Raw genomic sequence first — 22,724 nt, forward strand, 5'->3', positions numbered from 1 at the left:
TGATTGCCCCTTTTTTAGTGGGGGTTATCATGAAATTTCTACACGCGGCAGATTTACATTTAGATACACCGTTTCAAGGACTGAGTGGCTTAACACCAGCTTTGCAGGAACGGTTAGTGACGGCACCACTGAGGGCACTCAGCCGACTAGTCGATTTGGCGGTGGCTGAGCAAGTCGATTTCGTCCTGCTCGTTGGTGACTTGTTTGACCAACAGGGCCAAAGTGTTCAGGCCCAGGCGGCACTGATGACGGCGCTAGCGCGGTTGAATACGGCTGCGATTCCGGTGCTGCTATCGTTCGGTAACCATGATTTTCAGGCGGATTTAAGTCGCTGGCACTTTCCGGCCAATGTGCACGTTTTTGGCCCGCAGGTAACAACGGCTACCTTAACGACTGAGGCACAAGAACGGGTCGCGATTAGTGGGTTTAGCTATGCGCAGCGGTGGGTGACGACGGACCCCGTTGATGATTATCCTGTTAAAGCCACGGGCGTTGATTATCAGATTGGTACCTTGCACGGTCAGATTGGTGTGGCGGGTGACCACTACGCCCCGTTCAACGTTAGTGAATTATTAACGAAACATTATGATTATTGGGCACTTGGTCATATTCATCAGCGGCAAACGCTCAATTCGCAACCACCAATCGTATATGCCGGCAACACGCAGGGGCGCCATCGCGGTGAAACTGGGGCGAAGGGGTGCCTCATTGTGAATAGCCAGGCCGATCAGACCTTGCAACCAGTATTTCACGCCTTGACTGATATTGAATGGGCGGATTGGACGCCAACGCTCACTAGTCCAGAACCCATGTCCCGTTCACATATCGTCCATCAGTTAGCTGATCAATTATCATTGAAGATGGTTACCGGCTTAAAATTAGTAACGATTACGTTACCAGCTAGTCTTCAACTGAGTGCGATGGCGGAATTAGCCTTAAATCAGGGGGCCATTCTAGCCCAGTTGCAGGAACAGGCAAATGAACATTGGTGGCCGGTTGCGATTGAGCAAGCAACGACGGATACGATGACCCTCTTGTTTGGTATTAACGCGACGACCTGGCAACAAGTTGGTGAGCAGGTCGTGACCGATCAAGCAGTCGCTGAACTTGCAGGCAAACTCTTGGATGAAGACTTTCTGAACACCGCGTTGCTGGAAGATATGTCACCCACTGCTTGGCAACAACAAGTGGTGCGACTCTTAAATGATCAGTACCATTTAACGACGGGGGTGAATGATGATGCAGATTAAGCGTCTTGAAATTGCGGGCTTTGGCAAATTTCAACAGCAGCAGTTCGAGTTTGGTGATGGGCTTCAAGTGATTTACGGCCTCAATGAAAGTGGTAAATCAACAATGCGGGCCTTTATTCTCGGCATGTTATTTGGTTTTCCCTCCCGCCGTCACCCACTTGAACGCCATGAACCACAAGGTACGAATCAGTACGGTGGTTCGATAGAGCTAGTGGTTGACGAGACGACATACCGGTTGACCCGGTTAGGTGATCAACCCGCTACCTTGGTGAACGTGCAGACGCAGGCCGCTCAACCGCTGGCCTTACTTGACAAGTGGTTAGCGCCTTATGATCGTGACCAGTATTTGCGATTGTTTACGTTTAACCAGGCTGAATTGACGGCGCTCAAAACTATGCACGCCAGCGATTTGAACGTGCAATTACAACAAGTCGGATTGGTGGGCAGTGCACCATGGCGAGAAACGGCGACTACGTTACGGACAGATGCGGAGGCGTTATATAAGCCCCGCGGCCGCAAACCCAGGTTGAATCAAGCATTGCAGCACTATCGCATGTTGACAGAACAGGTCAAGGCGGCCAAGCAACGGTACCCAGAATACGAAACATTACAAAATCGATTGCTGGATTTGCAGGCACAACGGACAAGTACCCAACGTGATTTAACCAAGTTGGATCATGAACAACAACAGCTCGCCAATTTACGAAATCAGTGGCCGGTCTATCAACAATTGCAGCAACTGCAAGCCACTAATATGACGACGACACTAACTACGGCGACTAGGACACGCTATCAACAATTAAGCCAACAGCGAACGGAATTGCAACACGCCTTGGCGAGTGCACGTCAGCAATTAAGTCAGCAACCAGTTGATACACAATCTCAAGGACTAGTTGGCTTCTACGTCCAACATCAAGACCAGTTTGACCAATTAGAAGCTCAGTTACCAACCCTGCAACAAACCTTAGGCCAATACCAAACGTTGACCCAGCAGGGAAGTGCTGCCAAGGCTGATTTTCAAGCGCAAAGTAATGCACATCCTGAGCTGTTAGGTTGCCTCTCTCCGCACAAACAGGCCGCAATCGAGACCTTGAAGGCGACGTTGGCAGCGACGGCGAACACGCGTCGCCAATATCCGGCCCCGAATAGTCCATCGCTTGATTGGCGCTTGATTGGTGGTGCAATCGGGATTGTCGCGGGATTATTGCTACCATTAGGCGGCTTTAAATGGATCTTGATGTTAGCAGGTGTGGCCCTACTTGGTTGGTTTGGGATGACCCGTAGTCAGGGTAAACCGGTGCAAGCAACCGACCACTTATCAGACCAATTAGTGGCTGCTGGTCTGGCACCGAATCTGACTGCCAGTGAAGCCTTACAGCAATTGGAACTAGTCGCGGCACTGCAACGCGCACAAGCTGCGGTCACGACTGCTGATCAAGCATTAGCAACACAGGCTGCCAAACTCTGGCAATTGATTCAGCCTTATCAATTTGCGGCAGGATGGATTCCTGTTGATCAGGATCATTTAACGACAAGTGTTACTCGAATTGCCCAATTCTATGATCAAGTCCATCAAGTGATGCAACAGCAGACCATGTCCGGCCCCGACTTTGCCTTTGTCCAGCGGCAGGTCCAGCAGTTGACGCAGCAGGTCCGTGATCTGACCGAGCAGCTACAGGCGTTAGCAACGACCAACGGTTTAGCGGATGTAGACGCGTTGACGCAAGCGGTTAGTGATGCCGAAAAGCAAACGGCCAACGCCACGAGTCGTCAACAATTACAGCAACAACTCAGTTCTGCTGAGCTATCGGCGTTAAAGCAGTATACGTCGCTTGAAGCGTTGCAAGCGGTACTGGCTGAAAGACAGCAACAACGTACCCAAACGGCGCAGCAACTGACACAGTTAGCTACGGACATTGCCACGGCGCAAGCACAACTCCAAGAGTTGACGGCGGATGGCCAGTACGCTACGCTACGTCAGCAACAGGCGGATCTACAAACGGAAATCACAGTCATGGCACGTCAATGGCTAACGCGGCAGTTGGGTGCGAACTGGATCGATACGGCGCTGCAGGCATTGACACAACAGCAATTACCAACTGTTTTGGCCGCAGCAACCACGATTTTCGCGCAATTAACGGCACAGCGGTATAATAAGATTGACTTAGACGGTGATGAAATGGTTGTGAAGACGGCAACAACGCAGTTCATGGTCGCGGAACTTTCAACGGCGACTAAGGAACAGTTGTACTTGGCTTTACGGCTAGCGTTGATCAATCATTTGGGCCAAGCAGCTCAGCTACCACTAATGATTGATGATGGCTTGGTGAATTTTGATGAGCAACGTAAGCAAGCTGCTTGGCAAGTCTTAGCAGCAGTTGCTCAGCATCATCAAGTGCTCTACTTTACGAATGAGACAGCGGCACTGACCCAACTGAAGACAGCGACTGTACAGCAGTTAACCTAGGGGGGATAACATGGCAAAGAAGTTATTTGATTATCAATTAGATGAAACCGTGGATGGCTATTTTTTGTTGAAAGATTCGGAAGTTCGCATCGCCAAGAACGGCAAGAAGTTTTTAGCCATTAATTTTCAGGATACTTCCGGCGAGATTTCCGGGAAGTTTTGGGATGCAAGCGATACAGATGTCGAAAACTTTCAGGCAGGTCGGATCGTTCATTTGAAAGGTAAACGCGAAAACTATCAGGGTAATCCGCAAATCAAAATTCAACAAATGCGGCTCACTCATAGTGGCGAACCGCAAGAAGTGCAACAATTTGTGGAACACGCACCACTAAAGACCGACACGATGGCGGACGAAATCAATCAGTTTGTCTTTGAAATTACTGAACCTAATTGGAATCGAATTGTTCGCCACATGTTAACGACATTTCATGACCGGTTCTTTAGCTATCCCGCGGCGAAGAAAAATCATCACGCGTTCGCCGGTGGCTTAGCCTATCACACGTTATCAATTTTGCGCTTAGCTAAGGCAGTTGCCGATCAGTATCCCCACGTTAACCGGGCCTTACTATACGCCGGTGCGATTTTGCACGACATGGGTAAGACGATTGAAATGTCGGGGCCGGTCTCGACGACTTATACGTTGGCAGGGAACTTGGTCGGTCACATTGTCCTGATCGATGAACAAATCGTGGAGACTTGTCAACAGTTGAAAATTGACGAGCAGTCGGAATCTGTTTTAGTCTTGCGGCATACGATTCTTGCGCACCATGGTTTGTTAGAATATGGGTCACCCGTTCGGCCCCATATTATGGAAGCTGAAATCTTACATGACTTGGACGAGTTGGACGCGTCGATTCAAATGATGCAGACTTCACTTGGACATGCAGAGCCGGGCACGTATACGGAGCGGATCTTTGCTATGGATGGTCGTAACTTTTACCGGCCAACTGGTGATCAAACGAAGGGCGAATTACCAGACGAACAAAACTAACTAAATCGATACGGTGTTTGAAAGAACTGTTGAAATCAATGATTTTAACAGTTTTTTTGTGACCTTTATTTTTGATGACGAATTCCATTGGGGTGGGTGAGACGGTGCACCATTAATTAGCGTGGGCCGTCATTAAAGATAAAATAAAAATTTTAATTGCAATTAATATCCTGACATGATAAGTTACTACGAGTGATTAGTTGTTATCGTTGACCATTGCATACGTGTTGAATTAGGGCATGTTGAGCAGTATTGGCGTGCACGATGCGCGTAATCTAGCGGCCAGACTGATTGATTAAACGATAATCCGGCAACTGTGGCACGTGACGGGACCGTCACAGAGACAAATGATTTAAAATTGCACGCATTAGGGGAGATTATCGGGATGAACGAACAAGAAGCATATGTAACGACATTTTATTGGCTCGCGGATTGTTGGTTGGAAACTAGCTATCTGGGACTTGAGGATGAATTTGACGACGATGAAATCGATGACGCCGTCAAGTCACTACTAAATCGGATGCAAGCCGGGGCAATTTATGAGGTAACGGCGGATGATCCAATGTGGCAAGCATGGAAGCGGGCAGTTAGGGCCGTGCTTACGCCCAATGATCATGCTGAACATGAAGTTGATGAGACCGACGGAGAGGATGAATTAGTGCTGCCAGCTGGGGTACGACCAGAACGTCAATTAGAAGAAGTTCAAGCCTATGCAGCGATGAACGCGTTTTTGCAGGCACAAGATCAGGAATATCTGCAAGAAATTGGTAAACGGGCGGCCACTCAGGTCAGTGGTGCCGGGTGGCAAGTGTGGCGTGCACATCGCCAGAGCATGCATCCGGAGTCTGCCGCCCCGCTGACGTTGACTGCTGAGCAATTACCAGCCGTGATGTGGGCCTTTTTCGATAAGTACCAGGATACTGAGGACTCTTTTGAGATTTTTGAATTGGTTAGCCAACTTGAACAATGGCAAAAAAGTGCTGATCGAGATTTGGACGCGCAATGGTCACAGCTTGTGGCGAAAAGTCAGATTGATCCGGCCGCAATTACGCTCATGCAGGGCTTGTCGTTAGCTATTGAGTTCTTTGATCAGCTTGAGTGGGACGGTGATTTGACTGCCAAGGCAACTTTGCAGAATAAATTGATGCAACGCACGCTCGATGACACGCTCAATGATGAGACGACAGCCAACTGGGCGGATGCCTGGCAACACTGGGATTTAGCAGATCCGTTGACAACTGAACAGTGGGCCCGACGGTTTGATCCGGCGGACGACTATGAAGAAGATGAAGACGAGAGTAAAGAAGATGGCTCGGCCAGCTTGGCAACTTGGTGCGAGTTATAGTACCGTTTTGATTGCAATGCGCTTAGTCGCTTACGGTGTACTGCGGCCTGAGAGTGTGCCTGGTATGGCAACTGTGAAGATGGCGAACCGTGCACTGGCAGCTACCGTCAGTATTGGTATCGTGTTAGTTGCTTGGCTGGTCACAGCTATTCTGATTACAATTGTAATTTGGGGATGGCGGTGGCTGCGTAAGCTGATTTTTTAGTGCAGCTGAACGGCCAACTGAATCACAATAGTGCCGATTGACTAGGCTGAAGTTTGTGAATCCAGTAGTTGAAGCTGAAAGGACGGGGCGTCAGTGGTAGTGCTTCATGATGGTTTGTAACTCGGACAGAAAGTCGGCATCTAAATGGGGCGATTGTCCTAATTGTAATGGTGCCAATGGCTGATATAACGTTGGTATGTCTGGCTTTAACGGCTGGTTATTGAAGTATTGCTGACCATGGATTTTGACGGTCGCTTTGAGCGTTCCAATCGTCATGACGGCCACGGCGGTATTTAAAAAGACGCCACCATTGAGACTAGTATATCCAGCGGAAGAACGCCCAACTAAAGTAACGTGCGGGTTACGTTTTAGCGCCATGATGGTCACCTCCGCGGCACTCGCTGTCTGGTTACCAATAATGGCATAAATATGACGAAAGTGGGCCGCTGTTGGTTGCGAAAAGTTAAAGTCATCTTGACCGAGTCCACCAGTGATTCGGCCATGGTACATCATACGTGGCCGGTTGCGATGATGGTTCGTGATGCCGGTGTAGAGGGTGCCGTCTGGAATGATGGCGGCCAGGCCAGCAATCATCGGTGCCGAACTACCACCAGTATTTGCTGCGAAGTTTAAGATTAAATCGGTTGTCGGCTTAGTTTGTTTAATCAGGTGCTGGAGTTGTGTCCAATACTGTTTTTGTAATTGGTGCTGACTGCTGTAAAATGCTGGCACATTGATGATGGTGAGGCCGGCACTCATTGTCTTGGTCGGACGGGTGGCATGTTCGACTTGGCGGAGATTGGCGACGGCGAATGAATGTAAATTTGCAGCGCGCAGAATTTGATTGGGTTGGGTCAGTGACGTGATTTTGCGACCATGATCAGTCGCATGTAGCATGGCTTGCCAATGCGTTCGATGGTTGATAATGCCATATTTTGACATGTAGGTGATAGCCGGCATAGCGTTGAAGGACGCACGGAGCCGATTAGAAGCGGAAAGACCAAACGTTAGGACTATCGAAATTAGACCTACCAGTCCGTAACGGCATTTATTCGTTATCATGATAAGCCATCCTTACTTTTCGTGACTAGATTAGCATGTATTGGTTAGCTAAAGTGTAGGCGTGGCGTCAAAATTTCGCAACGAAAAGCATATCTTAACTGGTGCGTCTTTGAAATAATGGTTACTGTTAAAATACCCATCTACATTGGCCGTCTTAACGGCTAAGCAGATGGGTATTTGTTGTATCATGAAATTGTTGACGATTGTGCCAGATCGGCTTCTAACTGGGTTAAGAAGATCGTCACCAAGTCTTTTTCCACCTGGTTCAGTGAATGCTCGGCTGGAAAGGCAATGAAATAATTCAGGGACATTAACGCTTGGGGCAAAGGTAAGATGTTATAGCGTTCTGGATCAGGTTGGGTATGCACACTGTCTGGTAAAAAGGTAATACCCAGTCCAGCAGTGGCTAGTTTGGTGATGGTGGCGGTATTCGTGCTCTCAATTACGATATTCGGTGTCACGTTGTGCTTTTGTAATAAGTAGTCAACTTGGCGTCGAATCGATGACCCGTGGGGAGACAAGACTAGAGGCGCTTGTAGCAGGTCGTTAAGGGGGAGCGCTCCCGGATTAATGAAGGCCTGATGTGGTTGGTACCAGTTGACGGTGTTCGGGATAATCGCGTAATACCCGTCCCGACCGCGGTCATAACTTTCAAGCCCCGGCGCGATGGTTTCCGGATTTTGACCAATTAAGAAGTCCAGTTCACCGTGGAGCACGCGCTGTTCGTTGCGACTAGCGATATCTTCGGTTAATTCGATCTTAGTGGCCGGGTGGGCTTTCAAAAAAGCAGGTAAAAATAGGGGCAATAAGTAATAGCCGAGGCTAGATAAGACGCCCAGCCGAATTACTTGCTGGTTGGCATGTGTGTATTGCCTAATTTGCTTATTAAAGTAATCCTTCTCGTTTTCGAGCGCCGTCAAATATTGATAATAAGTCCGCCCAGCCGTGGTCAGTCGCAGTGGCGTGACTTCACGATTGATGATGGTGACGCCCAATTCTTTTTCAACATTGCGGATGCTTTGGGTGAGGTAAGGTTGTGAAATGTAGAGATCTTTAGCCGCCCGGGTAAAATTGCCGTGCTTGAGCAACACATCTAAAAACCGTCGCATTTCGCTAGAATCTGATTTTGGCATAAAGCGCCTTCCTCTCGCATTGTGATTAGGTGAGTATTCGTTTGATTGCTGATTTGGTCATGTTGAGTTAGTTGCATCGCCATAAGGACGTTCAAAACATGTTCAATAAGTTCTGTCAACATCCTGGCGATAGTGGCTAAATAGCATTATGACCAACCATTTTAACATGATTAATTTTAACGCGAATCGTCGACATAGTAAATTTGTTATCGGGGTATAGATAAATAAATATTTCACAAGCAGAGCGCTTTCACGTACACTAATCAGTATTAAGAGTGGCCAATCATTCAATAGCTACTCGTCGAAAACGACTGTTTAAATCATCCTGAAAGGATCTGAAATTATGAAATTTGTTGGGATTGTTGGGACGAATGCAACCAAATCGACCAACCGGCAGTTACTGCAATATATGCAACGGCATTTTCAGCAACAAGCCACGATTGAAATTTGTGAAATAAAAGATTTACCGGCTTTTAATGAACCGGAAGACCGAACAGCACCAGTAGCAATTCAACAGCTCAGTGATAAGATCACCGCAGCAGATGGCGTGATCTTTGCCACGCCGGAGTATGATCATTCAATTCCGGCCGTACTAAAAAGTGCAATCGAATGGCTGTCATATACCACGCGGCCGTTAATTAATAAACCAGTTATGATTGTTGGGGCCTCGAACGGCTCACTGGGAACCTCACGCGCTCAAGCGCACTTACGCCAGATTTTAGAGGCGCCGGAATTAAAAGCACTGGTGATGCCAAATATTGAATACTTACTAGGCCGTTCACTACAAGCTTTTGATGATCAGGGCGACCTGACTTATCCGGATAAAGTTCAGGAATTAGACAATGCGTTTGGCGAATTCATTGATTTTGTAGATTTAACGAATAAAATCATGCCGTCGAGTCAGTTTTTCGAAAAGAGTAAGCAGTTCTCGTGGCGGCAAGTGACTGGGGAGGAATAAACATGAAATTTGTTGGAATTGTTGGAACGAATGCTCAGCATTCGTACAATCGGATGTTGCTGGAATTTATGCAACGACATTTTGCGACACAAGCCGAAATCGAAATTTTAGAATTGACTGATGTCCCGATGTTTGATGAATCGAATGATCAAACTGACAGTACCATCATTCAAAACTTTGCCACTAAAATTGCGACGGCTGACGGGGTTATCATTGCCTCACCGGAACACAATCATTCCGTGCCTTCCGCGTTGAAAAGCATTATTGAATGGTTATCATTCAAAATTCACCCATTAGATGGTCAAGCAGTAATGATTGTTGGGGCTTCATACAGCGTCCAAGGATCGTCACGCGCGCAACTACACCTGCGCCAGATTTTAGACGCTCCCGGTGTTAACGCCAGTGTCATGCCCGGTTCAGAATTCTTATTAGGTCGTGCCCAAACGGCTTTTGACGATCAAGGTAATTTAAAGGTGCAAGGGACGGTTGATTTTCTGGACAGTTGTTTTGCAAAGTTTCAGAAGTTTGCGACCATCGTCGCCGAGATGCGGGCACCAGAAGCGCTTAGCTTTGCCCCGGGTACTTATCAGGTGACGGCCACTGGACATAATGGCGAATTGCCAATGCGAGTGACCCTCTCCGCTGACCGGATTGAAAATATTGAAATTGATACCAGTAGTGAAACGCAGGGGATTGCCGATGTGGCTTTTGAACGCATTCCCAAGGAGATTATTGCGGGCCAAACGCTCGCTGTTGATGCGATTTCCGGGGCTTCAATTACCAGTCATGGTGTTATCGATGGGGTCGCTCGTGCGGTCAAAGAAGCTGGTGCCAATCCTGATGATTTGAAGAAACGGCGTGCGACTAAGCAGGTCGCTCAACCTGCTGTCAAAGAAGTGACGACTGATGTCGTAGTGGTTGGTGCTGGTGGGGCTGGTATGACGGCAGCGGCCAAAGTGTTACAGGCTGGTCATCAAGCCGTTGTCCTAGAAAAATTCCCAGCTGTCGGTGGTAATACCGTTCGCGCTGGGGGGCCCATGAATGCGGCTGATCCGGATTGGCAACGACAGTTTGCAGCTTTGCCAGGTGAAAAGCAAACGTTGAAGGATCTGAGTGAGCGTGATGAAAGTACAATTGCACCTGAATATCGGGCTGATTTCCGTAAATTGAAACAGCAGATTGACGCATACCTGACTGCCAATACCAATCAAAAGGGCACCTTATTTGATTCAACCTTGTTACATCGGATTCAAACTTATTTAGGTGGTCAACGGACTGATTTGAACGGTCAAGAGATTCACGGTCAGTATGATTTGGTAAAAGAATTGACGGATAACGCCCTGGATTCAGTCAAGTGGTTACAATCGATTGGTGTGAAATTTGATGAAAGCCAAGTGACAATGCCAGTTGGAGCCATCTGGCGGCGCGGGCATAAGCCAATGGGCGATCTAGGGTTTGCTTACATCAAGACTTTACGGGCCTTTGTTGAACAACAGGGTGGTACGATTATGACGGAAACGCCGGTAAAAGAATTACTGGTGACGGATGGGCAAGTTCGTGGCGTCATTGCGACTAATGCGGCTCATGAGAAAGTTATTGTCCATGCTGATGCGGTGATTTTAGCTTCTGGTGGTTTCGCAGCGAATACTAAAATGTTACAAAAGTACAATACGTACTGGACGGCCATCGACGATGATGTCAAGACGACTAATTCACCCGCAATGACTGGTGATGGAATTCGGCTAGGGACTAGTGTTGGTGCAGCATTAGTTGGGATGGGCTTCTCACAAATGATGCCGGTATCTGATCCGGAGACCGGCGAATTATTCAGTGGGCTCCAAGTGCCACCGGCAAACTTTGTGATGGTAAACCAGCAAGGAAAACGGTTCGTCAATGAGTACGGCAGTCGTGATGAGTTAACTCAGGCGGCCATTGATAATGGGAGTCTCTTCTATCTAATTGCCGATGATGAAATTAAAAAGACGGCTTACAACACGACACAAGCTAAAATTGACCAGCAGGTGGCGAATGGGACCTTGTTCCGTGCTGATACTTTGACAGATTTAGCGCACCAAATTGGCATGGACCCGGCAGCCCTGACCAAGACGATTGCGGACTACAATCGTTACGTTGATGCTGGCGAGGATCCTGAATTTCATAAGACGGCCTTTGATTTGAAAGTTGCCGTGGCACCATTTTACGCAACGCCGCGTAAACCAGCAACCCACCACACGATGGGGGGCTTGAAGATTGATCCGGATGCTCACGTTTTAAATACGGACGGTCAGATTATCGACGGGCTATACGCGGCGGGAGAAGTAGCCGGTGGAATTCACGCGGGTAACCGGCTGGGTGGTAACTCGCTTAGTGATATCTTTACGTTCGGTCGAATCGCGGCGGCTCATGCTGTTGCTGAGCACGTTGATCCGGTGACGGCCTAAGGCAATTATTAAGTCGCTACGTTGGTTGAGTCGTGTTAGTGTATAATCGACCGTAGAGAGAAGCAGATCGACAAGGGAGATTATCACATGCAAAAACCAATGCCAGTCGCGGTGACGAACATTGCGGACAATATTACGCACCAACCAGCTTATATGACGATTGTTTTAAATGATCACAAGTATTCGACCGCGCGCAAAAAGACGCCGTTTATCTTGAAAGCGTTGAATGAGGGCGCGGCTGCTCATGGGCGTTTGACGATCACGCCTAGTCGGCTGAGTTTGGCCGATGAGCGCGGCACAGTCTTTCAAACCTTGGCGCCAATACCCACAGTCATCACGGACGTCGAGCTGGGATTGTATCGCTCAATCGTGCGGCAACTTGGTAATGGCGTACGAATGAAGGCCCGTTACACATTGGCGGTGACGTTGACCAGCGATACCGCTACTTATCAGATGTTAAATACCGATTTGTCAGTGTTGAAACCGCTGTTGGCTTGGATCACCGACTTTCATCTTCACTTAACCGATTCGTTACAATTGGCAACCAGTGACATCGACTGGCCCAATTTGACGGCTGATCAATTTGAAGCATTGACAAAGGGCACCCCGTACTTTGCTTGGCAACAGACGATTGGGGCCCACTGGTAAGTAAAATTAAGAACTACAAAATATGAAGCCAGACTTTCGATAATAGTCGAAAGTCTGGCTTCGTTTTTTATTATAAAATTTCACCGATAAAGTCGCCTTTAGGTAATTGTTGGAAGTCGTAAGTTTCAAAATCACTCACTTGTTTGGTATACCAGTGTAAGCTTTCGGTAATCATCAGGTTGACGGCCTCATCTTTTTCCTGCAAGGCGATGATGGGCAAGTCGCGCATGGTAGCCACACCTAGCTCGTAGGCGGTACCAGAATCTAAGTTTTTGGCTTCAAAGTCTAAGACAGTCACGATGACTTGCGCGGCCGCAATTTGGGCCATGTCACGGTGGAAAATTTCGGTCGCCCAAGTTTTGGTGAACTGTTCGGCTTGAGCGTCCTGGTGTAGACGTGGTGAATAAAAATCCGTGACCGTTGGATTTTTTGCTAAAGCTTCCTCAAGTTGTGTGACCCGCGTCACTTGTTCGGGACTGAAAAACGGACTAGCAATATAGATTTGCGCCATGAAGACACTCCTTAAAATTAATTTGATAATAAAGACCAATGGGTTCATTTTAGAGATTTTAGGCGCTAACGTCAAACAGTTTTTAATGGATGGTCTGAGTGGAGACGTGTCATGTCAGGTTGGTAAAAAATACGGTGACGTTGGCCATTGGAAGGCTAAATAAGTAACGTGGGTAGCGATTGATTAATCATCAACTTGTTTGTAAATCTACCAATGACAACTTATTAATAACACTGATGAAAAAGATGGGCTTATTATAAAGTGATCGTAGAACTATTGGTAATTCCAATGGATATTCTAAGTATCAAAGTTGGTTGTGTTTGGCAGAGAATGGGGGCAGTTTTATGCGAAATAAATTGTTTTCAGTCCTACTAGGTCTGTTAACAGTTTTAGTGACAGTCATAGTATTAGGACGGATTGGACAAGCGGATGATGTGTCGACGGCTGGCCTAACGGGGAATGAGGCCAGAGTGACTGATCGGTATGGCAATGTCATCACAGATACAAGTCAATTAAGCAAATGGGAGGATTTTACAGTCGAGTATGACTGGGCTATTCGCAATGGTCAACCAATTGCGGCCGGTGATACAGAATTGCCGAATGGGACGGTTGCACCCGTTGATTTGGGGTTTCCATTGAAAGACGATAATGGTCGAGTTGCTGGTCATTTTAAAATTAAAGCGGGTGAAACCGCTGGACTGATTACTTTCAACGATGCCTTATCACAAATGGGGACGAATCGCGCGAGTACCCTCCAGTTTTACGTGAAAGGCACGGCTGATTCTGATGTATATTTTGATTGGAAGCTATGATGAGCATGGCCTGCCTGCAACTTTAACATGGAATATTGCATTCAATCCAAGCGGTAAGAAGCTTGGAACAGTTGTTGTCAATGACACATTGGGTTCCAATCAAAGTTACCTCTCCGATTCAGTAATTGCGCAAACGGGCGCCTACAACGATGCCGGTAATTTTGTGCAGTCGGGACGATTGTGCCACAAGGAGGCTGTGACATAACTAGCCTCTGTATAAGCAAATGGGACGAGAAACCGAATTTTGGTTTCTCGTCCCATTTGCTTACGCCTTTGATTTTTAAAGTTGGTCCCTACCGTGACCAGTTTCATAATGTTTAACGCCAGTATTACGATTCCGGCTTCCTTGGTGACCTTGTCGAAACCTCGCACCGAGAATCGATTGAAATGTAAAGAAGCCTTCATCTTGCCAAAAACTGGCTCAACATCGATCTTACGTTGAGCGTAAATCTGACCAGTTTCTGGAGCTGAAAGTAATTCTCGTTGTTTCGATTTGAAATATTCCCAATTTTCGTTCACGGAAATCCTTTTAAGATATCCTTTTGGTGTTAGTGCCGCGGCAATTAGTTGATGATTTTCATCATACTTTTCGGCAATGTATTCTTTAAAGTCACGGGTAAAACCATACTTATCAGTCCGTCGACGATAAGCATTAAAATTAAACCGGACGTTTTGCGGATTGATAAAATAATCATCTTTTTCATGATAGTCCCAGTTCATAACCTTACGGTCATCACTTTGCCATTTTCGACTATTCTCTTTAAGCATTGTGCCGTAGGGAATCAAAACGGTATGCTGACCGAATTCATCTTCCAAGTACCGATAATTACTTTCGGAACCGTATCCGGCATCGGTAACGATGGTGTGACCTAACACATTGTTGGCCTTTAAATGTTCAATAAACGGTTGTAAGGTTCGTGTGTCGGTTGGATTTTGGAAAAGCCGATATCCCGTAATGAACTGATTACTCGTGGCGATTTGAACGTTGTAGGCAGGTTTTAATTGACCGTTTTGCATCGGATCTTCCTTGACCCGCATAAAGGTGGCATCGTGATCCGTCTTAGAGTAGCTGTTACGCTGACCATAGATTGCTTGCTGTGCTTGGTGTTCACGCATTTTATCACGTCGTTTATCCAACTTACGTTTTTGTGATTTAACAGTCCGGCGTTGCTGTTTGGCTGGGTTCGGGGAAACCTGCTTAGTTGCTTCCACGGTTTCATTAAGGACCACTAAGTGATCCTCAACCTTGCTAATCATGATATCCAATAGTTCGGGAGTCAGCTCTGATCCTGCCGGAATTTCACCGACAATTTTAGCTTCATGAAGCTCGCCTAACAGGTCAACGAGTTTTTCGCGATTCATCTTGTCAAATCGTATCGTATTCTTCTTCCAAACAAAGCTATACTTGTTGGCGTCGGCTAGGATCTTAGTTCCATCAATAAATGAAACATCATCAATCATGCCATTTTGACGAAGATATTGGGTTAGCTGTGATAAGCTATCGGTTGTCAAAGTGGCCAGTTCATCAGAAATTCTAAAGCGACAAATCGTCCGGTAGGACGGAATTTGGTCGGCAATTAACCACCCAGCTGGCTTGTTTTCACGGGCAAACCGTTCAATTTTACGACTGCTGAAAATGCCATAGCTGTACGCTAAAAGGACCAGTTTTAACATGGCACCGAGGTTATATTCCCGCGGACGGCCAAACTGGTAATCATATTTTAGTTTTAAACTCTCAACAAGCTGGTTGATGTAACGAGCAGAATGATGATCTTCTGGTTGGTAATCCAAGGCAATACTCAAAGTGGTTTGATTCATGTTATAATAATCTTGCATATTAGGAATGTCCTTTCGAGGATAATTTCGTAGAGTATCGGGTGCGACCGATGCTCTTTTTTTATTTTCTATTATATCAAAAGCAGGTCTGGAAAAATCCGAAGATTTTTCCAGACCTGCTTTGTTTCTAGAGACTTATGTCACAGCCTCTTCACTTTTAGCAATGTTACGACTGCCGTTAACATAGTTTATAACAGCAAGTTGACGAAGGTTTCGGGAAGTAGTAATAACTGGAATAATTTCGCATCTATGAATGGCACGACCGTTAGTGGCAATGTTAGTTATGGTGGTAATGGGACTGGTAACGGTGATAATCAACTTGGCAGCGTAACCTTGGTCAAACGCGATGCTACGATTAAGTGTGAGTTGAGTGAGGCTGAATATCAGTTACAGGATCAGCATGGTGAAGTGATTCAATCTGGATTGACGACTAATGAAGAGGGTGCCATTAATGTGGCTGGCTTAGTTCCGGGACATTATCGGTTTGTCGAAACCAAAGCACCATTGGGCTACGCTTTGAACCCAACACCAATCAACTTCACAGTTGATGTCGATACAATTGCGACACCAGTTGAAGTTGCCCAATTTGATGAAAAGGTGGCGGTCACTGGGGCAGTTGTGCTGACTAAAACCGATGCTAGCAATGGCCGAGCGCTGGCTGGGGGCAACTTATCGGCTGATTGACGCTACCGGGCTGACGATTCAGCAGGGGCTGGTCACCAATGCTCTGGGTCAAATCCGTGTGGATAAGCTAATCCCTGGCCGATATCAATTTGTTGAAACTAAGGCTCCAGCGAGTTATGACTTAAATCAAACGCCGCTAGACTTCACAATTGTGAATGGTCAGACGGCGGTAGTGACAGTAACGGCGACTGATCGATAGGCGCAGCCGACCGAACCGGAGCAGCCGGGAACAACTGAACCGAAACAGCGGGGGATGCCAGTCCCTGGTACACCGTCAGCAAATACGACTCAGATCACGCAAATGATGGCTTGGGCTATTCATGAAATCATGGCTCCAGGCACACAAACCGGTACCACGGCAAGGTATGCGTTAGGCGAATCCACAGCGCCGAATGCCCAAACTTCGAAGGCGGCAACGTTACCGCAAACGAATGAAGGCCAGCAGCACTTAATGATGATCGTGTTAGGGCTCATTTTATTTTTAGCCGTTGTGTGGGTGCCGTTTCGTTAATTGGCTATTTGAAATAAGTACTGACTAAGATTGAGATTAGCATCAAAATAGGCTTCCAGAAATTCTGGAAATCCATCTTTGAAGTGCGCCCGGCATGGGTGATAACTAGGCGGTGTAAGTCCGCTGTGGGCCGTAGTAGTCGGAACCACGAGTTGAGGGCAAGGGCGTCCGCCGTGAGACGGAGTCTGAAGGAAGCCTAAGACAAAATACCGAACCGATGTACAAGGAGTGGCTACAAGGCTGATTAGACTGGATGAAGTTGCTTCACAAACTGAAGTCCTACACTACTCGAAGTCGAAGTTAGTAAAGCCAACGGTTGCATGGTATGAAAGCTATCATTCTTACCCGGGGAGGCCTGTCGGATAAGCTCCCAACAAGGACGCCAATATGGGTTTACAGGAGTAAACTAGTCAGCCGAGGTCATAGTAATCTGCCGTATGGCAGATGAAGGACTGAACAATAATAATTCTCACCGATACTGGAGGTGTTGGTAGTGCGAAGATTACAGAAAACAGAATAAGCTGACCGCCAAGGGATGAATAGTCTGGAAGACAAAGAGTATCTTGGGGCGCATAGTACTACTAACGGTGAAAGTACGGCGCAGGATGGCATTCAATTTGTAGACCGGGTCCTTCCTTGCAAGTAGTAATCTGAACCTAGCGTTTAAGCGTGTTCGGAGGAATAAGGGTGCAGCTGGAATTGACGGCATGACCGTTGACCAACTGGCCGAATATATTTACAAGAACCGGGAAGAACTCCTAGAGAGTTTACGTAATGGAACATATCGGCCGCAACCAGTCAGACGGGTAGAGATACCAAAACCCGATGGCTCAACCAGAAAACTGGGAGTGCCTACAGTTGTTGATCGTATGATCCAACAAGCTGTGGTACAGGTGCTTTCGCCGATATACGAACAAGTATTTTCCGACAATAGCTATGGATTCCGACCAGGTCGGAGTGCGCATGACGCGATTCAAAGTGTCACCGAACTCTGCAATCAAGGCATACTTTGATACGGTTAACCACGACTTACTAATGAACTTCATCAAACAACGAGTAACTGATCCATGGCTACTCCACCTAATTCGGCGCTTCCTAACAAGCGGGGTCATGAATGGCGAGCTTTTTCGAAAGACGACGAAGGGAATACCACAAGGTGGGAACCTGTCGCCGCTACTGGCCAATATTTATCTCAACGAGTTGGACAAGCTATTGACCCAGCGGGGCCACCAATTTGTGCGCTATGCCGATGACTGTAATATTTATGTCAGAAGTAAGCGAGCGGGAGAACGAGTCTTACACAATGTCACAATCTTTCTTGAAATTAAGTTGTAACTAACAATTAACCGTCATAAAACGACGGTTGGCCCACCACTCCGACTAAAGTTTCTAGGATTTACGCTCGGTGTAGACCGTAATGGGGCATATGCACGACCGCACAAGGTCGTGAAACAGCGAATCAAACAAGCCCTTAAGATAATGACTGGGCGAAGTAGCGGAATTAGTTGGTTAATGTTGATGAAGGAAATTAAACAGAAAATGCGAGGATGGCTACAGTACTATGGGATTGGCAAGATGAAGACGTTTATTCAACAACTGGACCAATGGTTGCGAAGTAGGATTAGACAGTTGATATGGAAACGGTGGAAGAAAATCAAAACCCGATATCGTGAGCTAATTAAGCTAGGAATGACACCGGAACAGGCCAAGACTAATGCCAATACCCGCAAGGAATATTGGAAAACTGCCCATAGTAAAACACTAACCTATACGTATACAAATCAAAAGCTGGAGCGTCTTGGACTAATAAACCTGTCCAAGACACTCCAGCAAATACACAGAGTGCTTAAATTATTGAACCGCCGTATACGGAACCGTACGTACGGTGGTGTGAGAGGTCGGTAATTGAAATAATCAATTACCTCCTACTCGATTCTTGAATTTAATTGTAACGACCAAACTAGTTCAATGTGACTAGTTCAACGACATGAACAAAATCCTCCCAACACTAGTGTCACTGAGCAATAGTGCGATAGACATAACCCAACCTTGCCCCGGCACACTTTTTAATTGGCTGGTATTCAAAGAAGTTCCAGCGTTTATAGCGTTCTGTCGAGTTAATCTTGACGTGGTTGAATAATTGTGAGTAACCCCCCCATGACTAGAACAATTGCCAACGTGACTAATAGGTACGATAAACTGATTTTGGCAATGCCTAGGCCGGTCAGAGCCAGACCAGCCGTAATCAGGCAGTTGATCGTGATGGCAATGATTACGGAATTGCTGGGGCGTTGTTGCCAAAATGGTTTGGTAGTGCGTGTCATTAGAATCGTGAGCATCGCACTAAAGATTAGATAACAATATAGTACGGTGCTAATTTGACCTGGCGTCAATCCTCGATGAAGTGCTTCGTATAAAACACCCATTCCAAGGGTCGTCCATCCAATCGCTAAAACACCAGCAATTTTACTCAAACGGCGTAGGTCCCAGCGCTCAGGATGGTACGTAATGTGAGTGCGGTCGGTCCCTAAGACGAGGGTGACACAGTCGTTTAAGATAGCTACCAGAATCATGGCATTCAGACTTAACGGAATCAGTTGCCAAATCAAGAAGCCCAATGTGAGTAGCATGGTTAATTCGGCTGTTCGTGACAACTTGGTAATTGTCCAAGTCATCATGCGTTGGTAAACACGATGACCGCTATCAAGAATCTGAATGATTGGTGTCAATCCGGGTTTCAGCAAGACGAGTTTGGCAGAACGCTTGGCGAGATCTACGGCATTTTGAACGGCGATGCCCACGTCAGCCTGTTTTAAAGCTGGGGCATCGTTGACACCATCGCCGGTCATGCCCACGACGTAACCTAACTTTTGAAAACGCTGAACAATCGCTAATTTATGTTCTGGAATAACTTCTGTAATTCCAGCCAATTGTTGGGGGTCCGTATCGGCCGTCAATGTGTTGAATGGCATGACATTACCGGTTAGGCCCACTTGCTGTGCGACCGTTGCCGCTGTCTTCTGGTTATCCCCAGTCAACATAATGACTTTGACACCGCGATCAGTAATCTTTTTGATTGCTTGCAGACTGTCTGGCCGTGGCTGGTCTTCAACGATGAATAAAGCGACTAACTTATCGTTGACTAGTAATGCAACGGTACGACCGCGGCTAAAGTCAATTTGGTTCGTCAATTTTGAAGCATCTTGATCAAGCTGATACAGGCGTTGGTAAGCGCCTAGCTTGATATTAATGGGCTGATCGGCCAGCACCGTTCCTTCAGAATAACCACGCTGTGAATTAAAAGGCTCGAAGTGTGCGGGCACTTGTACATTCACAGCTTGCTGACGGGCATAGTTGAGAATGGCAGCGTCAATGACACTTGCATTTTGTTGATTAGTAGCACTAGTAGCCCAGCAGATTAGTTCGCGGTCAGAATATTGGGAAAAGTTATGCATTGCGACGACCGTTGGCTGATTGGCAGTAATCGTTCCGGTTTTGTCGATCAGTAGCAAATTCAGATTGGCCGCAGCTTGGATACCAGATAAATCACTGACTAAGATGTGTGTTTGACCTAACTGTTTGGCCTCCACTGAGTTGGCCACTGCAAAGCTGGAAGGCATTGCGATCGGAATTGTCGCGATAAACAGCATCGCCAGAAATGGCAACATTGTAATCAAGTTAGCACCACGTATTATTGCGGTGAGAACCAAGACAATCGCCAGCACGGTGTCCAAAATGGCCAGATAACCAATAATTTTGCTGAGTAGCTTTTGAAGCTGACCGGGTGCGGATGACTGGTTGATCAAACTAATTGTTTTGCCAGACCGACTATGCTTTCCCGTACTAACGACGACTGCTAATCCGTGCCCACTCTTGATTTCAGTGCCAGCATATACTAGTTCCCCAGCTTGATGACGAATTGCACGTGATTCACCACTGATACTACTTTCATCGACTTCTAGTGTGCCATCTAACAATTGAACATCCGCGGGTAGTAGATCGCCATTGTTCAAACTAATAACATCGTTAGGGACGATTTGGGTTGCTGAAACGTGTTGCCAGTGATTATTTCGTTTGACAGCAACCGTTAAGGTCAATTGATTCGTTAATGTTTTAAGAACTTTGTCAGAGCGCCATGCTTGAATAGCGCCCGTGACAGCAGCAAATAGGAGCATCAAAACAATAAAACCAGCTTGAATCGTTTTACCCAACAGGATTTCAACGAGTAGGGCAGCTTCAAGAATCCACGCGGATGGTTCCCATAGCCGAGTAATAACGGCGTGACGAAAGCTAAACTGGCGTTGAGGAACCACGTTGGGCCCGTATTTCTGCAAACGTTCTTGTACTTCAGTTGTTGTGAGCCCCATTAGTATGTTTGTGGGTGCTTGCATGATAATCACCTCTGTTTGGTTGCTCCGTCAATTGCGATTTTAGAGGTCGTGATCGACGTCATCTGGAAAATGCGCTAACCGGGTGCCTTCTGTACCAAGTGCTTCTTCGATTCGTAACAGTTGATTGTACTTTTCAACACGTTCTGAACGAGCAGGGGCCCCAGATTTGAGTTGTGCGGTGCGGGTTGCAACAGTAAAATCAGCGAGGAAGGTATCACCAGTCTCTCCAGAACGATGGGACATCATTGTTGCGTAGCCATTTTTGCGTGCTAAGCGAATTGCTGTCAGGGTTTCAGTGACCGTTCCAATTTGATTTAATTTAATCAGAAATGTGTTGGCCATCCCCATCTTGATAGCTTTGGCGAAGAGTGTAGGGTTGGTGCAGACGTTATCGTCTGTCACGATTTGAACCCGATCACCATATTTTTGGGTGAACTTAACAAAGTTTTCCCAGTCATCTTCACTGTAAGGATCTTCGATAGAAATAATCTCGGGAAATTGGCTCAATAAGGTGGCATAATAATCACTTAATGCTTCTGGTGAGAGGTGCCGACCTTCAAAATCGTATTGCTTAGTTTGGGTATTGTAGAAGTAAGAAGCAGCGGCGTCAAAAGCAATCGCAATTTCCTTGCCGGGAACGTAGCCGGCCTGTACAATTGCGTTATGCAACATCTGTAGTGCGGCCTCGGAGTTATCTAAGTCGGGTGCGAACCCACCTTCGTCGCCTAAGCCAGTTGTATAGCCTGCTTTTTCAATGACCTTTTTTAACGTATGATAAGTATTCACGATCTTCTCAAATCCGTCCCGAAAACTGGTGCGATCTACGGCAGTAATCATGAACTCTTGAATGTCGATGCCGTTATCGGCATGTTCACCTCCGTTGATGACATTATGGAATGTTTGTGGTAATTCTAAGTCAGTGCCACCGAGGTAGCGGTACAACGGTTGATGTGTCTCAGCAGCCGCTGCTCGGCAAGTTGCCATGGAAACCCCAAGAATTGCGTTGGCCCCTAAACGGCCTTTGTTAGGAGTCCCGTCTAAATCAATCATGATTTGATCAACTTTAGCTTGATTGAACGGACTGACGCCATGTAACGCGCCATTAATTTCTGTGTTGACATTATTGACAGCCTTGGAAGTTCCTTTGCCTTGCAGCCGTTGACCACCATCGCGTAATTCAACCGCTTCGTTAGTACCAGTTGAGGCACCAGAAGGTACTTCAGCACGTCCTAACGTTCCATCGGATAAAATAACGTCGGCTTCAACCGTTGGATTACCTCGTGAATCAAAAACCTCGCGTGCTTTAACAACATCAATTACAACTGACATTTTGAAAACCCCTTTCAAATTTTACGACCAAGTTGATAAAAAAAGACGTCTACTTTCAAAGGCCCCGCTAAGGTCCGATTGAAAGTAGACGTCATCAAATTGATAGTCAATTAGTTACGGCGAACGTCATCACCATTTATTTTTAACGGT

Annotated in this window: 17 protein-coding genes, 2 pseudogenes and 1 riboswitch; of the genes and pseudogenes, 13 read left to right on the forward strand and 6 right to left on the reverse strand. The window is 46.7% G+C overall.

All coding sequences use genetic code 11. From position 1 onward, the window contains the following. The first annotated feature begins 29 nt into the window (after nt 1–29). The 4 genes and pseudogenes from E5260_RS06175 (at nt 30) to E5260_RS06190 (ending at nt 6,258) form a co-directional block, all read left to right on the forward strand. Nucleotides 30–1,250, forward strand: coding sequence for a metallophosphoesterase family protein (locus tag E5260_RS06175; protein ID WP_003644267.1), 1,221 nt, complete (start codon nt 30–32; stop codon nt 1,248–1,250). Continuing rightward, nucleotides 1,237–3,717 (forward strand): ATP-binding protein, encoded by a 2,481-nt coding sequence (locus tag E5260_RS06180; RefSeq protein WP_003644268.1) that lies wholly within the window; start codon nt 1,237–1,239, stop codon nt 3,715–3,717. Before E5260_RS06175 ends, E5260_RS06180 begins: the two co-directional genes overlap by 14 nt. Nucleotides 3,718–3,727: 10 nt before the next feature. Beyond that, nucleotides 3,728–4,708, forward strand: a complete 981-nt coding sequence (locus E5260_RS06185; RefSeq protein ID WP_003643103.1) for a 3'-5' exoribonuclease YhaM family protein — start codon at nt 3,728–3,730, stop codon at nt 4,706–4,708. 316 nt (nt 4,709–5,024) lie between these two features. After that, nucleotides 5,025–6,258, forward strand: a pseudogene (locus E5260_RS06190) (hypothetical protein). 90 nt (nt 6,259–6,348) lie between these two features. Here the strand turns inward: E5260_RS06190 and E5260_RS06195 are convergent. Continuing rightward, complete coding sequence (locus E5260_RS06195; RefSeq protein ID WP_003643100.1) at nt 6,349–7,320, reverse strand: S41 family peptidase; 972 nt, start codon at nt 7,318–7,320, stop codon at nt 6,349–6,351. A gap of 185 nt (nt 7,321–7,505) precedes the next feature. Continuing rightward, a complete protein-coding gene (locus tag E5260_RS06200; protein ID WP_003643099.1) occupies nt 7,506–8,453 on the reverse strand; it encodes a LysR family transcriptional regulator in 948 nt (315 codons plus the stop codon). Nucleotides 8,454–8,796: 343 nt separating this feature from the next. On the opposite strand from E5260_RS06200, the gene E5260_RS06205 reads away from it, so the two are divergent. From E5260_RS06205 to E5260_RS06215, 3 genes are all read left to right on the forward strand, one after another. Next, nucleotides 8,797–9,411, forward strand: coding sequence for an NADPH-dependent FMN reductase (locus E5260_RS06205; RefSeq protein ID WP_003643097.1), 615 nt, complete (start codon nt 8,797–8,799; stop codon nt 9,409–9,411). 2 nt (nt 9,412–9,413) lie between these two features. After that, complete coding sequence (locus tag E5260_RS06210) at nt 9,414–11,852, forward strand: flavocytochrome c (protein ID WP_003643096.1); 2,439 nt, start codon at nt 9,414–9,416, stop codon at nt 11,850–11,852. A gap of 87 nt (nt 11,853–11,939) precedes the next feature. After that, a complete protein-coding gene (locus E5260_RS06215; RefSeq protein WP_003643095.1) occupies nt 11,940–12,500 on the forward strand; it encodes a hypothetical protein in 561 nt (186 codons plus the stop codon). Nucleotides 12,501–12,570: 70 nt separating this feature from the next. On the opposite strand, the gene E5260_RS06220 is transcribed toward E5260_RS06215, so the two are convergent. After that, complete coding sequence (locus E5260_RS06220) at nt 12,571–13,011, reverse strand: nucleoside 2-deoxyribosyltransferase (protein WP_003643094.1); 441 nt, start codon at nt 13,009–13,011, stop codon at nt 12,571–12,573. Between the two features lie 344 nt (nt 13,012–13,355). Between E5260_RS06220 and E5260_RS06225 the strand changes: the two genes are divergently transcribed. Together E5260_RS06225 and E5260_RS15635 are read left to right on the forward strand one after the other, a co-directional pair. Further along, nucleotides 13,356–13,823 (forward strand): Ig-like domain-containing protein, encoded by a 468-nt coding sequence (locus E5260_RS06225; RefSeq protein WP_003643092.1) that lies wholly within the window; start codon nt 13,356–13,358, stop codon nt 13,821–13,823. Then, complete coding sequence (locus E5260_RS15635; protein ID WP_003643091.1) at nt 13,798–14,028, forward strand: collagen binding domain-containing protein; 231 nt, start codon at nt 13,798–13,800, stop codon at nt 14,026–14,028. The genes E5260_RS06225 and E5260_RS15635 overlap by 26 nt, the downstream gene beginning before the upstream one ends. On the opposite strand, the gene E5260_RS06235 is transcribed toward E5260_RS15635, so the two are convergent. Further along, nucleotides 13,965–15,659, reverse strand: coding sequence for an IS1182 family transposase (locus E5260_RS06235; protein ID WP_054605159.1), 1,695 nt, complete (start codon nt 15,657–15,659; stop codon nt 13,965–13,967). The genes E5260_RS15635 and E5260_RS06235 overlap by 64 nt on opposite strands. A 201-nt stretch (nt 15,660–15,860) precedes the next feature. Between E5260_RS06235 and E5260_RS06240 the strand changes: the two genes are divergently transcribed. From E5260_RS06240 to ltrA, 4 genes and pseudogenes are all read left to right on the forward strand, one after another. Then, the gene (locus E5260_RS06240) at nt 15,861–16,343 is read left to right on the forward strand and encodes an MSCRAMM family protein (RefSeq protein ID WP_134915524.1); all 483 of its coding nucleotides are present in this window, start codon (nt 15,861–15,863) and stop codon (nt 16,341–16,343) included. Next, on the forward strand, nt 16,294–16,542 hold the full coding sequence (locus E5260_RS06245; RefSeq protein ID WP_024971409.1) for a prealbumin-like fold domain-containing protein: 249 nt from the start codon (nt 16,294–16,296) through the stop codon (nt 16,540–16,542). Before E5260_RS06240 ends, E5260_RS06245 begins: the two co-directional genes overlap by 50 nt. Before the next feature lie 54 nt (nt 16,543–16,596). Beyond that, nucleotides 16,597–16,854 (forward strand): LPXTG cell wall anchor domain-containing protein, encoded by a 258-nt coding sequence (locus tag E5260_RS06250; RefSeq protein WP_024971408.1) that lies wholly within the window; start codon nt 16,597–16,599, stop codon nt 16,852–16,854. 535 nt (nt 16,855–17,389) lie between these two features. Further along, nucleotides 17,390–18,759: pseudogene (gene ltrA, locus E5260_RS06255) on the forward strand (group II intron reverse transcriptase/maturase). Between the two features lie 212 nt (nt 18,760–18,971). Here the strand turns inward: ltrA and E5260_RS06260 are convergent. Continuing rightward, nucleotides 18,972–21,245, reverse strand: coding sequence for an HAD-IC family P-type ATPase (locus E5260_RS06260; RefSeq protein WP_003640226.1), 2,274 nt, complete (start codon nt 21,243–21,245; stop codon nt 18,972–18,974). Nucleotides 21,246–21,284: 39 nt separating this feature from the next. Continuing rightward, nucleotides 21,285–22,574 (reverse strand): phosphopyruvate hydratase, encoded by a 1,290-nt coding sequence (gene eno / locus E5260_RS06265; protein WP_003640227.1) that lies wholly within the window; start codon nt 22,572–22,574, stop codon nt 21,285–21,287. Nucleotides 22,575–22,652: 78 nt separating this feature from the next. Further along, a riboswitch (Fluoride riboswitch) is annotated at nt 22,653–22,717 on the reverse strand. Nucleotides 22,718–22,724 lie beyond the last annotated feature (7 nt).

The sequence above is a fragment of the Lactiplantibacillus plantarum genome (assembly GCF_014131735.1).
Lineage (GTDB): Bacteria > Bacillota > Bacilli > Lactobacillales > Lactobacillaceae > Lactiplantibacillus > Lactiplantibacillus plantarum.